General features: G+C 70.9%; 17 protein-coding genes and 1 pseudogene. 7 read left to right on the top strand and 11 right to left on the bottom strand.

Translation table 11 applies throughout. The features are described from left to right. Window positions 1–34 precede the first annotated feature (34 nt). From ACR3IO_RS08820 to rpsO, 3 genes are all read right to left on the bottom strand, one after another. The gene (locus tag ACR3IO_RS08820; RefSeq protein WP_434070817.1) at window positions 35–2,749 is read right to left on the bottom strand and encodes a hypothetical protein; all 2,715 of its coding nucleotides are present in this window, start codon (window positions 2,747–2,749) and stop codon (window positions 35–37) included. A 5-nt stretch (window positions 2,750–2,754) separates the two neighbouring features. Then, window positions 2,755–3,084 (bottom strand): hypothetical protein, encoded by a 330-nt coding sequence (locus ACR3IO_RS08815; protein WP_434070816.1) that lies wholly within the window; start codon window positions 3,082–3,084, stop codon window positions 2,755–2,757. A gap of 437 nt (window positions 3,085–3,521) precedes the next feature. After that, window positions 3,522–3,791, bottom strand: coding sequence for a 30S ribosomal protein S15 (gene rpsO, locus ACR3IO_RS08810; protein WP_056658110.1), 270 nt, complete (start codon window positions 3,789–3,791; stop codon window positions 3,522–3,524). Window positions 3,792–3,964: 173 nt separating this feature from the next. Here rpsO and ACR3IO_RS08805 point away from each other — a divergent pair, with 173 nt between their 5' ends. Both ACR3IO_RS08805 and ACR3IO_RS08800 read left to right on the top strand, forming a co-directional pair. Beyond that, window positions 3,965–4,156 (top strand): hypothetical protein, encoded by a 192-nt coding sequence (locus tag ACR3IO_RS08805; protein WP_434070815.1) that lies wholly within the window; start codon window positions 3,965–3,967, stop codon window positions 4,154–4,156. Window positions 4,157–4,170: 14 nt separating this feature from the next. Next, on the top strand, window positions 4,171–4,566 hold the full coding sequence (locus ACR3IO_RS08800; RefSeq protein WP_434070814.1) for a DUF488 domain-containing protein: 396 nt from the start codon (window positions 4,171–4,173) through the stop codon (window positions 4,564–4,566). 58 nt (window positions 4,567–4,624) lie between these two features. Here the strand turns inward: ACR3IO_RS08800 and ACR3IO_RS08795 are convergent, their stop codons facing one another. The 3 genes from ACR3IO_RS08795 to ACR3IO_RS08785 form a co-directional block, all read right to left on the bottom strand. Beyond that, the gene (locus ACR3IO_RS08795) at window positions 4,625–5,734 is read right to left on the bottom strand and encodes a lysostaphin resistance A-like protein (RefSeq protein WP_434070813.1); all 1,110 of its coding nucleotides are present in this window, start codon (window positions 5,732–5,734) and stop codon (window positions 4,625–4,627) included. A gap of 118 nt (window positions 5,735–5,852) precedes the next feature. Next, entirely contained in the window at window positions 5,853–6,707 is an 855-nt protein-coding gene (locus tag ACR3IO_RS08790) for a CPBP family intramembrane glutamic endopeptidase (protein ID WP_434070812.1), read from the bottom strand. A 10-nt stretch (window positions 6,708–6,717) separates the two neighbouring features. Further along, on the bottom strand, window positions 6,718–7,608 hold the full coding sequence (locus tag ACR3IO_RS08785) for a hypothetical protein (protein WP_434070811.1): 891 nt from the start codon (window positions 7,606–7,608) through the stop codon (window positions 6,718–6,720). A gap of 75 nt (window positions 7,609–7,683) precedes the next feature. On the opposite strand from ACR3IO_RS08785, the gene ACR3IO_RS08780 reads away from it, so the two are divergent. After that, window positions 7,684–8,730 carry a M4 family metallopeptidase gene (locus ACR3IO_RS08780; protein ID WP_434070810.1) on the top strand — a complete coding sequence of 349 codons (1,047 nt, stop codon included), beginning with the start codon at window positions 7,684–7,686 and terminating at the stop codon, window positions 8,728–8,730. Between the two features lie 25 nt (window positions 8,731–8,755). Continuing rightward, complete coding sequence (locus ACR3IO_RS08775; protein ID WP_434070809.1) at window positions 8,756–9,085, top strand: protealysin inhibitor emfourin; 330 nt, start codon at window positions 8,756–8,758, stop codon at window positions 9,083–9,085. On the opposite strand, the gene ACR3IO_RS08770 is transcribed toward ACR3IO_RS08775, so the two are convergent. Both ACR3IO_RS08770 and ACR3IO_RS08765 read right to left on the bottom strand, forming a co-directional pair. After that, complete coding sequence (locus ACR3IO_RS08770; RefSeq protein WP_434070808.1) at window positions 8,997–9,668, bottom strand: lysoplasmalogenase; 672 nt, start codon at window positions 9,666–9,668, stop codon at window positions 8,997–8,999. The two genes, ACR3IO_RS08775 and ACR3IO_RS08770, sit on opposite strands and share 89 nt — an antisense overlap. Window positions 9,669–9,820: 152 nt before the next feature. Continuing rightward, window positions 9,821–10,192, bottom strand: coding sequence for an FKBP-type peptidyl-prolyl cis-trans isomerase (locus ACR3IO_RS08765; protein ID WP_434070807.1), 372 nt, complete (start codon window positions 10,190–10,192; stop codon window positions 9,821–9,823). Window positions 10,193–10,529: 337 nt separating this feature from the next. Here ACR3IO_RS08765 and ACR3IO_RS08760 point away from each other — a divergent pair, with 337 nt between their 5' ends. Further along, entirely contained in the window at window positions 10,530–11,156 is a 627-nt protein-coding gene (locus ACR3IO_RS08760) for a hypothetical protein (protein WP_434070806.1), read from the top strand. Window positions 11,157–11,188: 32 nt separating this feature from the next. Here ACR3IO_RS08760 and ACR3IO_RS08755 read toward each other — a convergent pair. The 3 genes and pseudogenes from ACR3IO_RS08755 to ACR3IO_RS08745 all read right to left on the bottom strand — a co-directional run. After that, window positions 11,189–11,353: pseudogene (locus tag ACR3IO_RS08755) on the bottom strand (DUF779 domain-containing protein); the annotation flags it as partial. Next, complete coding sequence (locus ACR3IO_RS08750) at window positions 11,353–12,546, bottom strand: PrsW family intramembrane metalloprotease (protein WP_434070805.1); 1,194 nt, start codon at window positions 12,544–12,546, stop codon at window positions 11,353–11,355. The gene ACR3IO_RS08750 and the pseudogene ACR3IO_RS08755, both read right to left, overlap by 1 nt. Next, on the bottom strand, window positions 12,543–13,943 hold the full coding sequence (locus ACR3IO_RS08745) for an FAD-binding oxidoreductase (RefSeq protein ID WP_434070804.1): 1,401 nt from the start codon (window positions 13,941–13,943) through the stop codon (window positions 12,543–12,545). Before ACR3IO_RS08745 ends, ACR3IO_RS08750 begins: the two co-directional genes overlap by 4 nt. A 75-nt stretch (window positions 13,944–14,018) precedes the next feature. Between ACR3IO_RS08745 and ACR3IO_RS08740 the strand changes: the two genes are divergently transcribed. Then, window positions 14,019–15,650: a DNA-3-methyladenine glycosylase 2 family protein gene (locus ACR3IO_RS08740; RefSeq protein ID WP_434070803.1), complete on the top strand. Its 1,632-nt coding sequence runs from the start codon at window positions 14,019–14,021 to the stop codon at window positions 15,648–15,650. Between the two features lie 82 nt (window positions 15,651–15,732). Beyond that, window positions 15,733–16,404, top strand: a complete 672-nt coding sequence (locus ACR3IO_RS08735) for a FadR/GntR family transcriptional regulator (protein ID WP_434070802.1) — start codon at window positions 15,733–15,735, stop codon at window positions 16,402–16,404. The last annotated feature ends 50 nt before the right edge of the window (window positions 16,405–16,454 follow it).

Here is a 16,454-nt window from a genome sequence, read left to right as displayed (position 1 = left end):
CCTACTTTCTCAGGTGGATCTCGTGTGAACTGAATCAGCTGCGGCGACGCGGCGGAGGTGGAGGGGGCGGTCCGTCAGCCCCGGTCGTCGGCGATGAGGATCGGTCGCGTGGCGGGGCACCCCTCGGTCTCTGTTCCGGATCGGTCGACGGTGTCGGCGTGGATCGCGACGGTGAAGCCCCTGTCGGTGCACCCGATCGCGTGGGTGCGGCAGCACGTCCAGTGCCTCCGGCTGCGCGATCGTCGTTGGAACGCGGTGGCGGGGGTCCTTCGGATCCCCGACCGGAGCTCAATGTCCTCTGCGGGATCGGAGCGGACGCATCGTCACGTGGCGGTGGCTCTCTGAGTGCTCCGGGTGCACTCGAGGCAGTCGTCGCAGTCGTCGCGTTCTGCAACGACGCCCGTGCGGCCGCCAGCTTGGCCGTGAGCTTCGTCTGCAGCACTTCGGACAGGCGAGCGCTGAACTGGTCTGCACCTGCGCGACTCACCTGGTACACCACGAGCGTGCCGATGACCGCCTCGTTCGCCGTCTTTCCGCTGAGCTCGGCCTCGGGCACGATCAGCGCCCAAACCCGGCCCAACACACCGCCGAACGGCGCGGCCCCACCTCCCACGTACACGCCGCGGCGTGCGACGCTGCCCTGCGCATCGGGGGCGAACACCCGGAATCCGGGACGCGGACGGATCTCGAACCACGGGTCACCGAACGGCGACTTCGGCGTCAGCGCGACGAGCGATCCGAGCACCGGGTCATCGAGCCGTTTCACGGCTTCGCGTGGCGGCTCGTTCTTGAAATGGTCGGCGCCGACTTCCTCCGAGCGCAGGTCGATCTCGGTCCCTGTGAGTCCATCGGCTGTCAACCGTACCGGGAACTCCGCACGCAACAGGTTGCGCCCGGTGGTGATCTTCGCCGCCTGGCGGTTCATGGCCCAGAGCGCGGCCAGCGGCAGCAGGGTGCCGACGACAAGCAGGATCACCAGGAGCCAGCCGAACTGTGCCAGGTCGAACGGCTTCGTCGTCGGCACGGTGACGTCGAGCTGCACGCCGTGATCGGTCTGGTCTGCGTCGTATGTGGTGAAGTCGAGAGAGAAGCTCGCGTCGGCGTTTGCGCTCTCGGAGTTCGCGAGGGTGTACGTGACCACCTTGGATTCACCGGCAGCCAGCTCGATGTCGGTCTGGTCGGGGCCGTCCGCGTCCCAGGTCGCCGATCGGTCGGCAGGAGCGGTGTCGGTGATCTGGTCGGCGGTTGGCGGTGCGGGAAGCATGACACTGCCCATGCCATTAACCGGTGCCGTGAGACGCACCTCGATCTCGGCAACGCCGTGCGTGCCGGCGATGTGCGACACCGAAACGAGCTCGACCGTCGGGAATGCCGACACGGCCTTGACCTTCACCGTCTGCGGCTGCGAGACGACGTCTTCGAGGCGAAGGTCGTGCCCGACTGTCGTGAGATCGGTGATGCGTGCGACCGTGTTGAGGTCGTCTTCGTCCGTCGGGGTCGACCACGGCACAGTGAAGGAACCGTCGGCTGCGACATTCTCTGGCCCGATTTTCGCCGTCGCTCCGTCGATCGCCGTGATATCGATCGTGAACTCGTAGTCGTCGAGGTCGAGCGGCGTCGCCATGCCGTCGTCCGCGACCCGGATGACCTTGCCTTCAAGCCCGCGGGCGTCGCCGACGACGAGCGCGTTTTCCGGATCCATCGTGAGTGCGAGCCCGCTGAATCGATAGACGATGCCGCCGCCTGCGCCGGTCCAGTGCCATTTACCGACGTCCATGCCGACGTCGATCGTCTGCGTGATCTGGGTCGCCCCGCCGATGACGGCCTCCGTGCCGCTGGCGCCCGACTGCCAAACGGTACCGTCGGGCTTGGTGAGCACGCCGCTCTGCGGTGACGCGAGCACGAACCGCGAGACACCGGGGTCGATCCAGAACCCCCCGTCGGCGTCGAGTTCGCCTTCCGCGCCTCCCGCAAGTTGAGCGCCCAGCTTCATGAATAGGAATGCGAGGTCGCTCGGGCCGTGCGCATTTAGGAAGATGCCGTCGGCAGTGTCTTCGACCAGCGGCCGCATCTCGTCGGCCGCCGCAGCGGAATCGCTGCCTTCGCGATTGAGCATCACGCCGATGGTGGTGACGTCGTCGTCGTCGAGCGCCTGTAGCGGACCGTCGTCGCTCTTCAACTCGGCGCGGGCTCTCGCGGTGTCGGCAGGATCGCCGAGGTCGAGACGACCGTCGGTGAGCCAGACGAGCAGCTTGCATCCATCGGTAGAGTCGACGGCCGTGAAGGCATCGGATGCCCCGGTCAGCCCGGCCGCCCAGTCGGTGCTGCCGAGGCTCTCCTGTGCTCGGATTTCGTTGGCGAGCGCTCCACCGCTCGCGGGCGTCACGCCCGTCCACGCGGTGCCTGGCACGAAGCCCGTGCCGAAGTACCCCGAAGCGTATCGGGAGCTGACACCGGGCAACGTCGCGACCTGCGTGAGGCTGTTGCCGAGCACGTCCGCACGCACGAACTCGGGGTCGGAAGGATGATCGTCATGTTCGGCGAAGAGGCTTCCCGAGGCATCCGTGAGGTAGTAGACCTCGAGGGTGCGCGTTGCCCCGTCTGCAGGGGCGAGGCAACTCCGCAGTTCGGTGATCTTCTCCTGGTCATGGGGGGTCAACGTGCCGTCGTCGGTCGCCGCCCCGGCGGCGCCGATCGGTATCAGCACCATAGCTGCCGCCGCCGCAAGTATGGAGCCGATGCGTGTCACGCCTCTCATGCCGCCGCCCCGTCGGCGATGAGGGATGCAATGGCGTAGGCGATGTTGACGACGTGCCAGATTCCGAGCAGCCACGAGACGATCGCGAGTATGCGGAGCGTCCGCGAATAGTCGCGGCGCGGCGCGAAGTTGGGATGCACGGCGGCACGACGCTGCAGAATGCGGTCACGCCCGAATGCGACGATGACGAGCATCGGGGCGAACAGGTATCCGACGAAAGACAGCCACACCCACGGCCCGGTGATGAGCGGCAGCGTGATCGGGCCGAGCTGCTGCGGCACGGAGACGACCAGTTCGATCACGAACACCATGAGTCCGGCGAGCATCGCGACCCCACCGACGATGAGCGGGACTCGGCTCGCTCGCGGCGTGGGTCCGTAGAGGGACGAACCCGCCGGTTGACGCACCGGAACCGGAGGGGTCGACCCCGATACTCTGGCCGCGGGTGCGGCGTGTTCGAACGACAAGGTCGACTCCAAGTGACGCGAGGGAGGCGAGTTCCGCTCGAGAAGCAGACTTCACCTCAATAGCTGCTACACGTCCGATACCACTGTGAACGAGATTGATTCGTATGCCTCGAACGGCACGATCCATCGTTTCACCGAAACTGGCGGTCAACCGACAGACAACTACCCCCAGAATGGGGGCTCATCGGAATGACGAAAGCCCCCGGCCGGCTCCGAAGAGCGGGCGGGGGGCTTTCGCAAGAAGCTCGCGGTATCAACGAGAGCCGCAGCGCCGCACGAATGCGGCAGGGTGCTGCTTAGCGGCGCAGGCCGAGACGCTCGATGAGCTTGCGGTAGCGGTTGATGTCGACATCGGCGAGGTAGCCGAGGAGACGACGGCGCTGACCGACGAGGAGGAGCAGGCCACGACGCGAGTGGTGGTCGTGCTTGTGCTCCTTCAGGTGCTCGGTGAGGTCCTTGATTCGCTTCGTGAGGAGCGCGATCTGGACCTCGGGGGATCCAGTGTCACCGGGGTGGGTCGCGTACTCTTCGATGATCGCCTTCTTGACGTCTGCTTCGAGTGCCATAGATGGGATCCCCTCTCTCTTCGTTGCGCGCTGCCCGGGGCAGGATGCCTGGGCTCTCTTGATGCGCGGCCGTTTCACGGCAACCTGAAGAGTCTACCAGAGCGGATGCCGCGCGGCCGCCCCGCGGCCATTCGACCCTTGCGGCGGGGCCGAACCTGCGAGATGCTGCCGCCATGCGAGTGATTCTGGTCGTGCTCGGTGTGATCGTCGGCCTCATGGGCGTGGTCTTCATGCTCCAGGGCTACGGCGTCATCGGCGGCAGTGCAATGTCGGGCTCCCTCCTGTGGGCGGTGCTCGGCCCGGTCATCATCGTGGTCGGCATCGCGCTCGTCGTCTTCGGACTGCGCAAGCGGCCCGAGCGCTGAGCCGCACGGCCCCCATGAGTTTCGCGGTCAAGCGCATCTACGCCGCGCCCGAGGCATCCGACGGGTTCAGGATGCTGGTCGATCGGCTGTGGCCGCGCGGCGTGAGCAAGGAGCGCGCCGAGCTCGACCAGTGGAACAGGGACATCGCCCCCTCCCCTGAACTGCGCACCGAATGGCACCACGACCCCGCGCGGTTCGACGAGTTCGCGGCCCGGTACCGGCGAGAGCTCGACGAGAACCCGGCCGCCGCGGCGCTCATCGCCCTCGGCACGGAGCACGATCGGGTGACGCTGCTCTTCGGCGCGCGCGACGAGCAGGTCAACCACGCGACCGTGCTGCTCGACTGGCTCGCCGGCCGCGGGGCATCCATCGAGCGGACCCCGCCGGCCGCGTCGGGGGCGGTCGGGTAGCGAAGCCGCTCGAGACCCGCCGGTCGAGGAGCGAAGCCATCGAGACCCCGCCACTCCCTCAGACGCTGCGATCATCCACCCGCGCCTCGGCCATCGTGAGCCCCGGCGTCGCCTGCTTCCACAACTGGCGCGTGAGCACGAGCGCGAGGATCACGACCACGAGCAGCATCCACCCGGGCCAGCCGAGGATCGTGCCCCACGGCCCCACGGGCAGGTCGTCGGCGTGCACGAAGATGAGCCACTGCGCGGTCGCGGTGTTGATCGCGCCGTGCGCGATCACCGCGGGCCACACCGACGCCGAGCGCAGCCGGAGCCATCCGACGACGACGCCCGTGAGCACGCAGAAGACGACCATGGCGAGCACGCCGAGCAGGTCGGTGCGCTGGTAGTTGTAGCCCAGCAGGATGATCGGCGAGTGCCAGAGGCCCCAGATGACGCCCGTGAGCACGAGCGCGGGCACCGTGCCGAGCGGCCGGAGCGAGGGAAGCAGCCAGCCGCGCCAGCCGATCTCCTCGCCGAATGCGGCGGCGCTGTTCACGACGGTGACGATCGGCAGCGTCACGAGCGTGATGAGCACGACCGTGGCCGGGTCGATCGCCACCCCGCCTGACGCCTCGAAGGCGGCCGTGATGCCGCTGAGGCCGGCGAAGTCGAGGCTGATGAGCCCCATCGCCTGTCCGAGCAGCATCGCCAGCAGCGGCAGCACGGTGAAGAGCACGAAGGCGATCGCGACGAACAGCCAGGTGCGTCCGGCGGGCCGGATCGGCGAGAGCCCGAGGTATCGCGGGATGTTCGCGGGCCGGCGCACCCACAGCACCACCACGACCGTGGCGAGCGCGGGCGTGTACATGAGGGCCAGCGCGAGCAGGCCGAAGAGCGGGTCGGTCAGGCCCTCGCCGCTCAGCCAGACCGGCAGCACGACGAGCCATCCGGCGCCGCACGCGATCAGCGTGAACACCGCGACCGCGACCCACGGCACGCTCGTGGGGAAGATCTGCCCGCGGTCGGCGTTCTTCGCGCGCTGGCGATCGGCCGCCGCGCGCCGGCGATCGGCGGGGCCCATCGGGGCGGGTGCGGATGCCGGGGGCGCCGCCGGCATCGCCCGAACGGCCGGAATCGGCGCGGGCAGGGGCTGGTCGGGTGTGGCGGAGCGCACGTCGTCGGTCATACGTCCATGCCACCACCCATCAGGGGTCGGGCGGATCCCCCGCAGTGCGGATTCCGCGTCTCCGTCGAACGGCGGATGCCGCGGCATCCGCGAGGCGCGCAAGGGGCGCGGCGCGACGCTACGGCGCGAGCAGGAAGATCGCCGGCCAGCCCGTGTGCGCGTAGACGATGACCGCGAAGACGACCGCGTCGAAGAGCATGTGCACCGTGAACACGTAGCCGAGCGACTTCGTGAGCTTGAACGTGTAGCCCTGGATGAGCGCGAACGGGATGGTGAGCAGCGGCCCCCACGACTGGTAGCCGAGCTCCCAGAGGAACGAGACGAAGACGATCGACTGCAGCAGGTTCGCCTGCCACGACGGGAAGTGGCGGCGCAGCAGCACGAAGACCGTGCAGATGAAGAAGAGCTCGTCCCAGGTGCCCACGGCGGCGACGCCGACGAACAGGCGCGCGATCGTGTCGGGCTCGGTCACGGTCGGCCAGTTCTGGTAGACGCCCGAGGTGATGAAGTAGAACGGCAGGATGAGCCAGCCCGCGAGCGTCACGAAGATGAGGTAGAGCCACTGCGTGCGGTTCCAGCGACGGCCGGTGCGCCACGGGAAGCGGATGGTGCGCTCGCGGTACACGAACCTCGAGATGAGGAACGGCACGAGCACCGCGAGGCCGAGCACGACGGCGAACCGCACCATGCCCGTGTCGCTGAGGTCGGCCTTCATCGACGCCGTCGAGATGATGACCTGGCCGATGGCGATGAGCGCGAGGTCGGCGAGCAGCCGCTCGGTGCGCCCCGAGCGGTCGCACAGCCACGCGACCACGAGCCCGACGGCGAGCATCGCGTAGCCCGCGACCGGCAGCAGGAACCCGAACAGCAGCACCGCGGCGCCGCAGACGAGCAGCGCCGGCAGCAGGGCGATCGGATGCGTCCGCAGCGCGGCGACGTCGGCGGTGTCGGCTGAGACGTTCGCGCGCGGCATCCGCTGCCCGCTACTCGTCGTCGGCGAGGTCGCCGCGGCGCGAGGCCTCGGCCCAGCGGGAGAGGAAGACCGCCCCGGCCTCGTCGTGGATGAGCTCCCCCGCCGTGAGCACTGGGTACGCGGTCGCCGGGATGCCCTCGGCCGGCCGCACGTCGACGTGCCGCACGGACTCGCCGCGCTCGGCGAGCCAGTCGGCCATGCGGTAGTCGCCGCGCGAGTCGCCCATGGTGCGCCAGTGCTGCGGGCGGATGCCGCGCTCGGCGAGCAGTGCGACGGCGCGCTCGGCGCCGAGGTCCTTGCCGAGGCGCACCGACTCGATGTCGGTCGAGATGATCGTGGGGTCGATGCGCCAGTGCACGCGCCCTGCGGCATCCGGTCGCTCATCGCCCTCGCGGACCGTGCCGAACCCGCGCGCGGCGAGCGTGTCGTGCGCGTGCGCGTCGAAGCGCGGCTGCGCCTCGAGGTAGTCGTCGGATGCCACGTGCACGTGCTGCTCGACCGAGACCATGGCGCGCTTGGTGCCGTCGAAGAACGCGAACTCGTCGAAGTGCTCCTCGACGTACGCGCGCATGTCGGCGGCGAAGTCGGCGGGCATCGCGAGGTCGAGGTCGACGAACACCTCGCCGAGGCCGTCCTGGTCGATGGCCGCCCAGACGGCGCCCTTCTCGCAGATCGCCCAGACCGGCGCGACCGGTTCGAGGCCGGCGGCGAGCAGCGGCGGCACGACCTGCTCGGCGATGAAGGCGTCGGATCGGCCAGTGTTGAAGATCACCGGGTTGCCGGCGTTCGCGAGCATCGCGAGGTCGCGCGCGATCGACGGGATCGCGATCGACCGCGTCACGGGGCTCGCGATGGGGCCGTCGACGTCGAGCAGGAGGCCGAGGAGCGGGGAGGTGGTCACCGGTCCAGCCTATTCGGGCGGCGCGCGCCGCGCGCCGTTCCCCGAGATGTCGGCGGCGGGTGCGAGCATCGACGCATGCCGACGATCGTTCCGCCCTACCTGCTCGACCGCATCGCCGAGGCCGGGGAGCCGCGGTTCCCACTCGCCGCCGAGGCCGCCCGCCGGGCCCTCCTCCGCGAGCCGCCGGCGCACCTCGGGCCGCTCATCGTGCCCGACGTGCCCGACCAGCCGAGCGCCCTGCCCGACGCCCCCTCCCAGCCCGACCGGCGCATCTCCGACGCCGAGGGGCGCGAGGTGCTTCCCGGCCGCCTGGTGCGCCGCGAGGGCGAGCGCGACACGGGCGACGAGGCCGTCGACGACGCCTACGACGGGCTGGGCGACACGCATCGCCTCTTCGACCGCGTGTTCGGCCGCGACTCCATCGATGGCGCCGGCATGCCGCTCGAGGCCACCGTGCACTTCGGCCGCGCCTACGACAACGCCTTCTGGGACGGCGAGCGCATGGTGTTCGGCGACGGCGACGGCGAGGTGTTCCGGGGTTTCACCGATTCGCTCAGCGTCATCGGGCACGAGCTCGCCCACGGCGTCACCGAGCACACCGCCCGACTCCGCTACCAGGGCCAGTCGGGGGCGCTCAACGAGCACGTCTCCGACGCGTTCGGCGCGCTCGTCGAGCAGTACGCGCTCGGACAAGACGCGACCGCCGCCACGTGGCTCATCGGCGAGGGCATCTTCACCGACGAGGTGCAGGGGCGGGCCCTGCGGTCCATGCTCGAGCCCGGCACCGCCTACGACGACGACGTGCTCGGCCGCGACCCGCAGCCGGCGCACATGCGCGACTTCATCGAGACCACCGACGACAACGGCGGCGTGCACGTGAACTCGGGCATCCCCAACCGCGCGTTCGCGCTCGCGGCGCGGCAGATCGACGGGTTCGCCTGGGAGAGCGTGGGGCGCATCTGGTACGACACGCTCACGTCAGGCAACCTCGATCAAGACGCGACGTTCGAGCAGTTCGCCGACGAGACCGTGAGGCAGGCCGAGCTCCGCTTCGGTGCCGACTCCACCGAGCACCGTGCCGTCCGCGAGGGCTGGCAAGAGGTCGGCGTGCTGTCGGCGTAGCCCTGCGAGGGGTACCTTGGGCAGCATGGACGTCTTCGTGGCGCGCAGCGGCGGCATCGCCGGCATCCGCCTGACGTGGCATGTCCGCGTCGACGACCAGCCCGACGCCGACGACTGGTTCGTGCTCATCGAGGAGATCCCGTGGAACGACGTGCCCGCGGCGCCGCCCGAGCCCGACCGGTTCACGTGGGACATCCGGTGCGAGCCGGCCGAGCAGGGGGTGCCCCCGCTGAAGGCCGCCGAGGCGACGCTCGCCGAGCGTCAGCTCACCGGGCCGTGGCGGGAACTGGTCGACCGGGTTCGCGAGACGTCGGAGCCGCAGCGCGAAGCGCCGCGAGCACCCCGAGCGAGATGAGCAGCTGCGCCGCGAGGTAGGTCGACATGACCGTGAGGTCGTGCAGCGCGAACTCGTAGCCGGGCAGGAACCGACCGAGGCCGAGCACCGAGTCCGAGGTGACGAAGAGCGCGCCGCCGACCGCCATCAGGGGTCCGCGGCTCGCCGCGAACGCGGCCATCAGGCCGAGCACGAGGCCGTACACGGCGACGGGCACGAACAGCACGCCCGTGTGCGGACCGAGCAGCACGAGGAATCCGGCGAACCACGCGACGTAGACGAGCGTCCAAAGCGGCGGGCGGCGGCGACCGCCCGGCATCCGCAGGAAGACCGTGATGTACGCGACGTGCGCGAGCAGGAACGCGCCGAGGCCGACGACGAACATCCCCGGGAACGACAGGGCGACGTCGCCCGCCCACGAGAGGGCGATCGCAAGGAGCAGCAGCCACGGCGACCTCGCGCCGGCGGACCGCGCCGCGAGCACGACGCCGAGCGCGAGCAGCGGCATGAGCAGCGCCTTCGAGCCGGTCACCGCCCAGTCGGGCCCGGTCTCGAGGAGGACGAGGTGGGCGGCGCAGAGCACCAGGTAGGGAGTGAACGTCATCGGCACCCGCCGATCGTAGCCGAGCGGATGCCGCGGTCCGAACGCCGACCGCGGCACGGGCTGCGATCAGGAAGGCCGCGCGACGGGCGGGCACGACGAAGGCCGGCGGGGTTCGCCCGCCGGCCTCCGGATGGTTCAGGTGTCGCTCGGGCTCAGCTCACGCCGAGCAGGTCGATCACGAAGATCAGGGTCTGGCCCGAGAGGCGGTGGCCGCCGCCGGCGGGGCCGTACGCCTTGTGCGGGGGCACGATGAGCTTGCGGCGTCCGCCGACCTTCATGCCCGGGATGCCCTCCTGCCAGCCGGCGATGAGCGCCTGCAGCGGGAAGTTGATCGACTGGTTGCGGCTCCACGAGGAGTCGAACTCGTCGCCGGTGTCGTACTCGACACCGAGGTAGTGGACGTCGACCGTGGAGCCGGGCGTCGCCTCGGCGCCGTCGCCCACCACGATGTCCTCGATGATGAGGTCGACGGGGGCCGGACCCTCAGGAGCGTCGACCTCGGGCTTGCTGTTCGTGTCAGTCATGTCCTCCATCCAATCGGAGCGACCGGTCACGGACAAGCGTCCACCCCCCTCTTGCGCTGACTGCGAACATGACGCACGCTGGTCTCCTAAGAACTCGTCGCCCCGCTGAGTCGTCGGCATTGCCACACCGCAGGGCGGCGAGTTTCTTTTGCCTCCGGGAGGCGATTGCAGGATCGGAAACCGCCCGCGCTGTCCCCGTAATTGGGGTACGGGAGACGCGGATGGTCCCGATGCCCGCGTATAGGGTTCGAGATGGCCTGACGCTCCGGTGCGATTCGGAGGTCCACCGAGCGGAGTTCCGAGGTCGCGTCGACGTCGAGGTTGGAGACCGGACCCCATGAGGTTTTTCAAGGCGAGGGTGCTGCTGTGGCCGGTCATCCTCGTCATCACGGTGTTCGTCGCGGGCACCGGCTCCGCCTTCGCCGCCGGCGGACTCAACGCTCTCGCACTCGGTTCGCTGTTCACCAGCAGTTCGAGTGAACGCGATTCACAGGTGATCCAGTCGGTGACCAGCGTGCAGGAGGTTGCCCTGCTCAGCCTTCACATCGAAGGCGTCACAAGGCATCACGATGACGGTGAGATTCTCGGCATGGCCGTAGACGCGATCGACAGGACGACGCTGATCCAGTACAGGTTCGACGCCAAGCTCGGCATCGATGGATCCCAGGTGACGATCGAGCCGAACGGACCGGGGTCGTACCGAGTGACGATTCCGGAATTCGTCGGCATCGGCTTCGACGATCCCGTGTTCGAAGACCCCATGGAGAGCAACGGCGCGCTCGGTTGGTTGGCACCGCCCGCGGTGCAGACGCGCATGATCAACAACATTCTCAGTGACGAGAACAAGCAGACGTACATCGACCAGAACGAAGCGGCGCTGAAGGAGCAGGCTCAGGTCTTCTACCGGGGAATCGTTGCGAGCGTCGATCCCGAGATCACCATCGACTTCGAGTTCGCCGACTAGTTCGATCCAGACTTCTCCGGGTCCGCCCGCTCGCCGAGCAGCACGTCGGCGTCGCTCGTGATGAAGTCCCCCGCCGGATAGCACATGGGCGAACTTCCGTCGCAGCATCCGCCCGACTGGTGGAACATGAGCGGGCCGTGGGTCGCCAGGCGCGGGTTCGGCAGAGTCCTCGGCGTGGTCGCCCGCGTTCCGCGCATCAGCCGGAGATCGCGCGCCGATCGGCCGCGACCCGGTCGAGCAGGTCGCGCTCGTCGGCGAGCCGCCGCTCGTCGGCCCGGCCGCTCACGATCGCCTGCCGGGTGAAGGCCAGGCGCGTGGCATCCGCGATGAACCGCCTGACCTGGTCGGTGCGCGGCGGATGCTGCGACCGACCCCAGGCGATGGCCGCCGCCCGGCCGGACGCGGTGGCGAGGCCCTCGACCTCGTCGGGGTTGAACCAGCCGGCCGCCGCGTACTCGCGCAACCGGTCGCGCGTGATCGTGCGCTCCTGGCGGCGGAGCAGCACCGTGAGCGCGATCGCGCCGAGGAAGATCGGGACCTGGACGACCAGGTAGAGCACGACCGCGTCGTCGGCGAAGGTGAGCGAGCCGTTCCAGAGCGCGTGCAGCGCGATGGCGCACGCGAGCCCGCCGAGGAACCACACGAGGATGCCGGGGCCGCGCGTGCGTCGCGCGCCGAGGCCGACCGCCACGCCCGTGCAGATCGTGAAGAGCACATGGGCGAACGGCGAGAACAGCCCGCGCACCACGAACGTGGCGCCGAGGGCCGCCCCGCCGCCCTCGATGAGGGACGAGCCGAAGTAGAGGATGTTCTCGGTGAACGCGAAGCCCGCCGCGACCGTGGCCGCGTACACGAGCCCGTTGACCGGGCCGTCGAAGTGGCTGCGCGAGAAGGTGAACAGGAGCAGCACGCCGATGCCCTTCGCCACCTCCTCGACGAGCGGCGCCTGCACGACGGCCTGCATGGCGTCGTCGGGCCCCGTGGTCGCGAATGCCAGGGCCAACTGCACGCCCGTGTCGACGATGAGCGCGATCGCGACCGAGACCGCGGCGCCCCAGAGGAACGCGAACCAGAGCGCCCACCGCGGCTCGGGCTCCCAGCGGTCGATCCACCGGATCGCGAGCAGCACGATCGTGAGCGGCACGAGGGCGAGCAGGGTGCCGACGACGAGCGTCGAGGTGCCCAGGGCCCACGCGAGGTAGGCCAGCACGAGCGCACCCACGATCGCGGCGACGACGAGGCCGATCGGGCCGAAGAGTCCGTCGCGGATGCGCCGGCGCGGCGGCGCGGCGAACTGCGCGAGCACGTGCGGGCTCGGCTCCGGATTCACCACCGGACCGCCCGGGTACCCGTAGGGGGTCGGCCCGCCCATGGGATCGCGGCCGCTCATGCCGCACCCCCGAACATGACGCCGGGGTTCAGGATGCCGGTGGGGTCGAAGAGCGCCTTGATGCCCCGCTGCAGCTCGAACGAGTCCTCGCCGAGCTCGTCGGCGAGCCACCGCCGCTTCAGGACGCCGACGCCGTGCTCGCCCGTGAGCGTGCCGCCGAGGGCGACCGCCTCGCGGAACATCTCGTCGGCCGCGGCCCAGACGTGCTCGGGCACCTCGCCCGGGTCGCCGTCGAACACGAAGTTCGGGTGCAGGTTGCCGTCGCCCGCGTGCGCGAGCGTCGGGATCTCCAGCCCGTGGGCGGCGCCGATGCGCTCGATCGCGCGGAACATCTCGGGCAGTCGCGAGCGCGGCACGGCGACGTCCTCGATGAGCACCTGGCCGCGGGACGCGAGCGCGGGGTGCATCGCGCGGCGGATCGCCACGAGCCGGTCGCCCGACGCGGCATCCGTCGACGTCGTCACGCGGCCGCCGGCCCGCGCGAAGATCGCCGCGATCGCCGCAGCCTCGTCGGCCGCGCCGGCGGCATCCGCCTGTGCCAGCAGGAACGTCTCGCCCGGGGCGAGCGTCGCGAGCGGCGTGCCCTCGAGTGCTGCGGCGCCGAGGTGCTCGGCCACCCGCGCGAGCCCGGCGGCGTCGATGAGTTCGAGCATCGCGGGCCGGAGGCGCGCGGCCGTCACGGCGGCGGATGCCCCGGCGGCCGCCTCGACGTCGGGGAACATCGCCGCGACCGTGACCACCTCGCCCGCGACGGCCGGGCGGAGTCGCACCGTCGCCTCGACGATGACGCCGAGCGTGCCCTCGGAGCCGGTCATGAGCGCCGTGAGGTCGTAGCCGGTGACCCCCTTGACGGTGCGGTGCCCCGTGCGGAGCAGGCGCCCGTCGGCGAGCACGACCGCGAGGCCGAGCACCGACTCGCGGGTGACGCCGTACTTCGCGCAGAGCAGGCCCCCCGCGTTCGTCGCGATGTTGCCGCCGATCGAGGAGATCGCCCGGCTCGCGGGGTCGGGTGCGAACCAGAGGCCGAGCGGCGCGAGGGCGTCGTTGAGGTCGCCGTTCAGCACCCCCGGCTCGACGACCGCGAGCTCGTCGGCCTCGGAGATCTCGAGCACCCGGCGCATGCGGGAGAGGTCGAGCACGACGGCGCCCGCGCTCGCGATGGCGCCGCCCGCGAGGCCCGTGCCCGCGCCGCGCGGCACGACGGGCGTGCCCGTGGCGTGCGCGATGCGCATGACGGCCTGCACGTCGTCGACGGATGCCGCGTGCACGAGCGCCAGCGGCGCGACGGCGCTCCGCCACCCCGAGCGGTCCTCGCGCGTCGCCTCGAGCGCGTCGGGCTCGATGGTGACCGCGGGTCCGAGGGCGGCGCTGAGCTGGGAGACGACGTCGTGCGGCATGCCGCCAGCATAGGCGTCGCCGGTGATGTCCGATTTCCGCGAGTCGATGTCGGCGGGGCGTGCGAGGGTGGAGTCATGCCCGCACTCGAATCCCGCACCGCCGACCCGACGTTCGACGAGCGCTATCGCGCCATGCAGGCCCGCGACGCGCGCTTCGACGGCCAGTTCATCACGGGCGTGCACTCCACCGGCATCTACTGCCGGCCGAGCTGCCCGGCCGTCTCGCCGAAGCCGTCGAACGTGACCTTCTACCTCACGGCGGCCGCGGCGCACGAGGCGGGGCTGCGCGCGTGCAAGCGGTGCCTCCCCGACGCGGTGCCCGGCTCCCCCGAATGGAACCTCCGAGACGACCTCGCGGCGCGCGCCATGCGGCTCATCGCCGACGGGCTCGTCGAGCGCGAGGGCGTTCCCGGGCTCGCCGCGCGCCTCGGCTACACCCCGCGGCACCTCACGCGCGTGCTCACGGCCGAACTCGGTGCGGGGCCGCTCGCCCTCGCGCGGGCGCACCGGGCGCAGACGGCCAGGTCGCTGCTCACCTCGACGACCCTGCCGGTCGCCGACGTCGCGTTCGCCTCGGGGTTCGGCAGCATCCGGCAGTTCAACGACACGATCCGCGAGGTCTACGAACGCAGTCCCCTCGAGGTGCGCGCCGCCGCACGGGTCCGCGAGCGCGCCCCACGCCCGCCCGTCGGGCGCGCCGACCTCGTGGCCACCGGCGAGGCCCCGGCCGCGGAGCCCGAGTCCGGGCACGGGACCGGCGCGACCGACGCGGGCGTCGTGCGCCTGCGCCTGCCCGCGCGAGCGCCCTTCGACGCCGCGGGCGTCTTCGCCTGGCTCGCCGCGCGTGCCGTCGTCGGCGTCGAGGAGGCGTCGACGACCGCCGACGGGCGGCCGGCGTTCCGCCGCACCCTCGGGTTGCCGGGCGGCCCCGCGCTCGTCGATCTCGCGCCCGGCGGCGACGCCGCGTCGCCGAGCATCGAGGTGACGGCGCGGCTCGCCGGGCTCGGCGATCTCCCGCCGCTCGTCGCCAGGGTGCGTCGCCTCTTCGACCTCGACGCCGACGCCGTCGCCATCGACGCCGCGCTCGCGGCCGATCCCGCGTTGGCAGGCTCCGTCGCGTTGGTGCCCGGCATGCGCGTGCCCGGCTGCCTCGACCCGCACGAGCTCGTCTTCCGAGCGCTGATCGGCCAGCAGATCTCGGTCGCCGCCGCCCGCACCGCGCTCGGGCGCCTCGCGAACGACCTCGGCGTGCGCGTCGACCGCCCCGCCGCGTCCACCGATCCCGCCGACCCGGCGGCCACGACCGTGGGCTCTGATGCCGCTGCGCCGGCGATCCTCTTCCCCACCGCCGCGACCATCGCCGAGCACGGCGCAGCAGTGCTCCGGGGTCCCGCCGCACGCATCCGCACGATCGTCGACGTGGCCGACCGGCTCGCCTCGGGCGCACTCGTCGTCGCCGCCGATCGCGAGCGGCACGACCTCGAGGCGCGCCTGCTCGAGGTCCCGGGCATCGGCCCCTGGACCGCGGGCTACGTCGCCATGCGCGTCACCGGCGCGCCCGACGTCCTGCTCACGGGCGACCTCGCGCTCCGCAACGGCGCCGCCAACCTCGGGCTCCCCCATTCCGCTCGCGACCTCGCGGAGACGGGCCTGCGCTGGGCGCCGTGGCGCAGCTACGCGTCGATGCACCTCTGGCGCGCGGCGTGAGGCCGCAGGCGCGGCCTCGACACCGCGACATCCGCGCTCGCAAAGATCGGATGTCTCGCAGGTGCCACGCTACGATGCCCCTATGGCCGTCACCGACGAAGCGATCCTGAAGATCAAGGAGATGATCCTCGCGGGCGAGCTCGCTCCCGGCGATCGGCTGCCGCCCGAGAAGGAGCTGAGCGAGCGGCTCGGCCTCTCCCGGTCGTCGCTGCGCGAAGCGGTGAAGGCCCTCGAGGTCATCCGCGTCCTCGACGTGCGGCGCGGCGACGGCACCTACGTGACGAGCCTCGAGCCACGCCTGCTCCTCGAGGCGATGTCCTTCGTGGTCGACCTGCACGACGACCAATCGGTCCTCGAGATCTTCGCGGTGCGGCGCATCCTCGAACCCGCGGCCGCGTCCCTCGCGGCCCGCAAGGTCGACGCCGAGACCGTCGAACGCCTGCGCACCGTGGTGGCCAGCGTCGACGACGCGACCGACGTCGAGGGACTCGTGACGCACGACCTCGAGTTCCACCGCGGCATCGCCGAGGCGACGGGCAACGCCTACCTCGCGAGCCTCATCGACTCGATCTCGGGCCACACCGTTCGCGCCCGTGTTTGGCGTGGCATCACTGAAGAGAACGCCGTCGATCGCACGCTCCACGAGCACCACGCGATCCTCGACGCGATCGCCATCGGCGACGCCGACCTCGCGCACGCGCTCACCCTGACGCATGTGAGCGGCGTCGAGCACTGGCTGCGCTCCGCCCTCTGACCGCGCACGCATCGCGTCGGCCGCGCCGTTCCGTCCCGCGGCCACGCCGT

The sequence above is a fragment of the Agromyces sp. Marseille-Q5079 genome (assembly GCF_051016555.1).
Taxonomy (GTDB): domain Bacteria; phylum Actinomycetota; class Actinomycetes; order Actinomycetales; family Microbacteriaceae; genus Agromyces.
The sequence above is the reverse complement of the archived record's forward strand: the minus strand, read 5'-3'. Positions and strand labels throughout refer to the sequence as shown.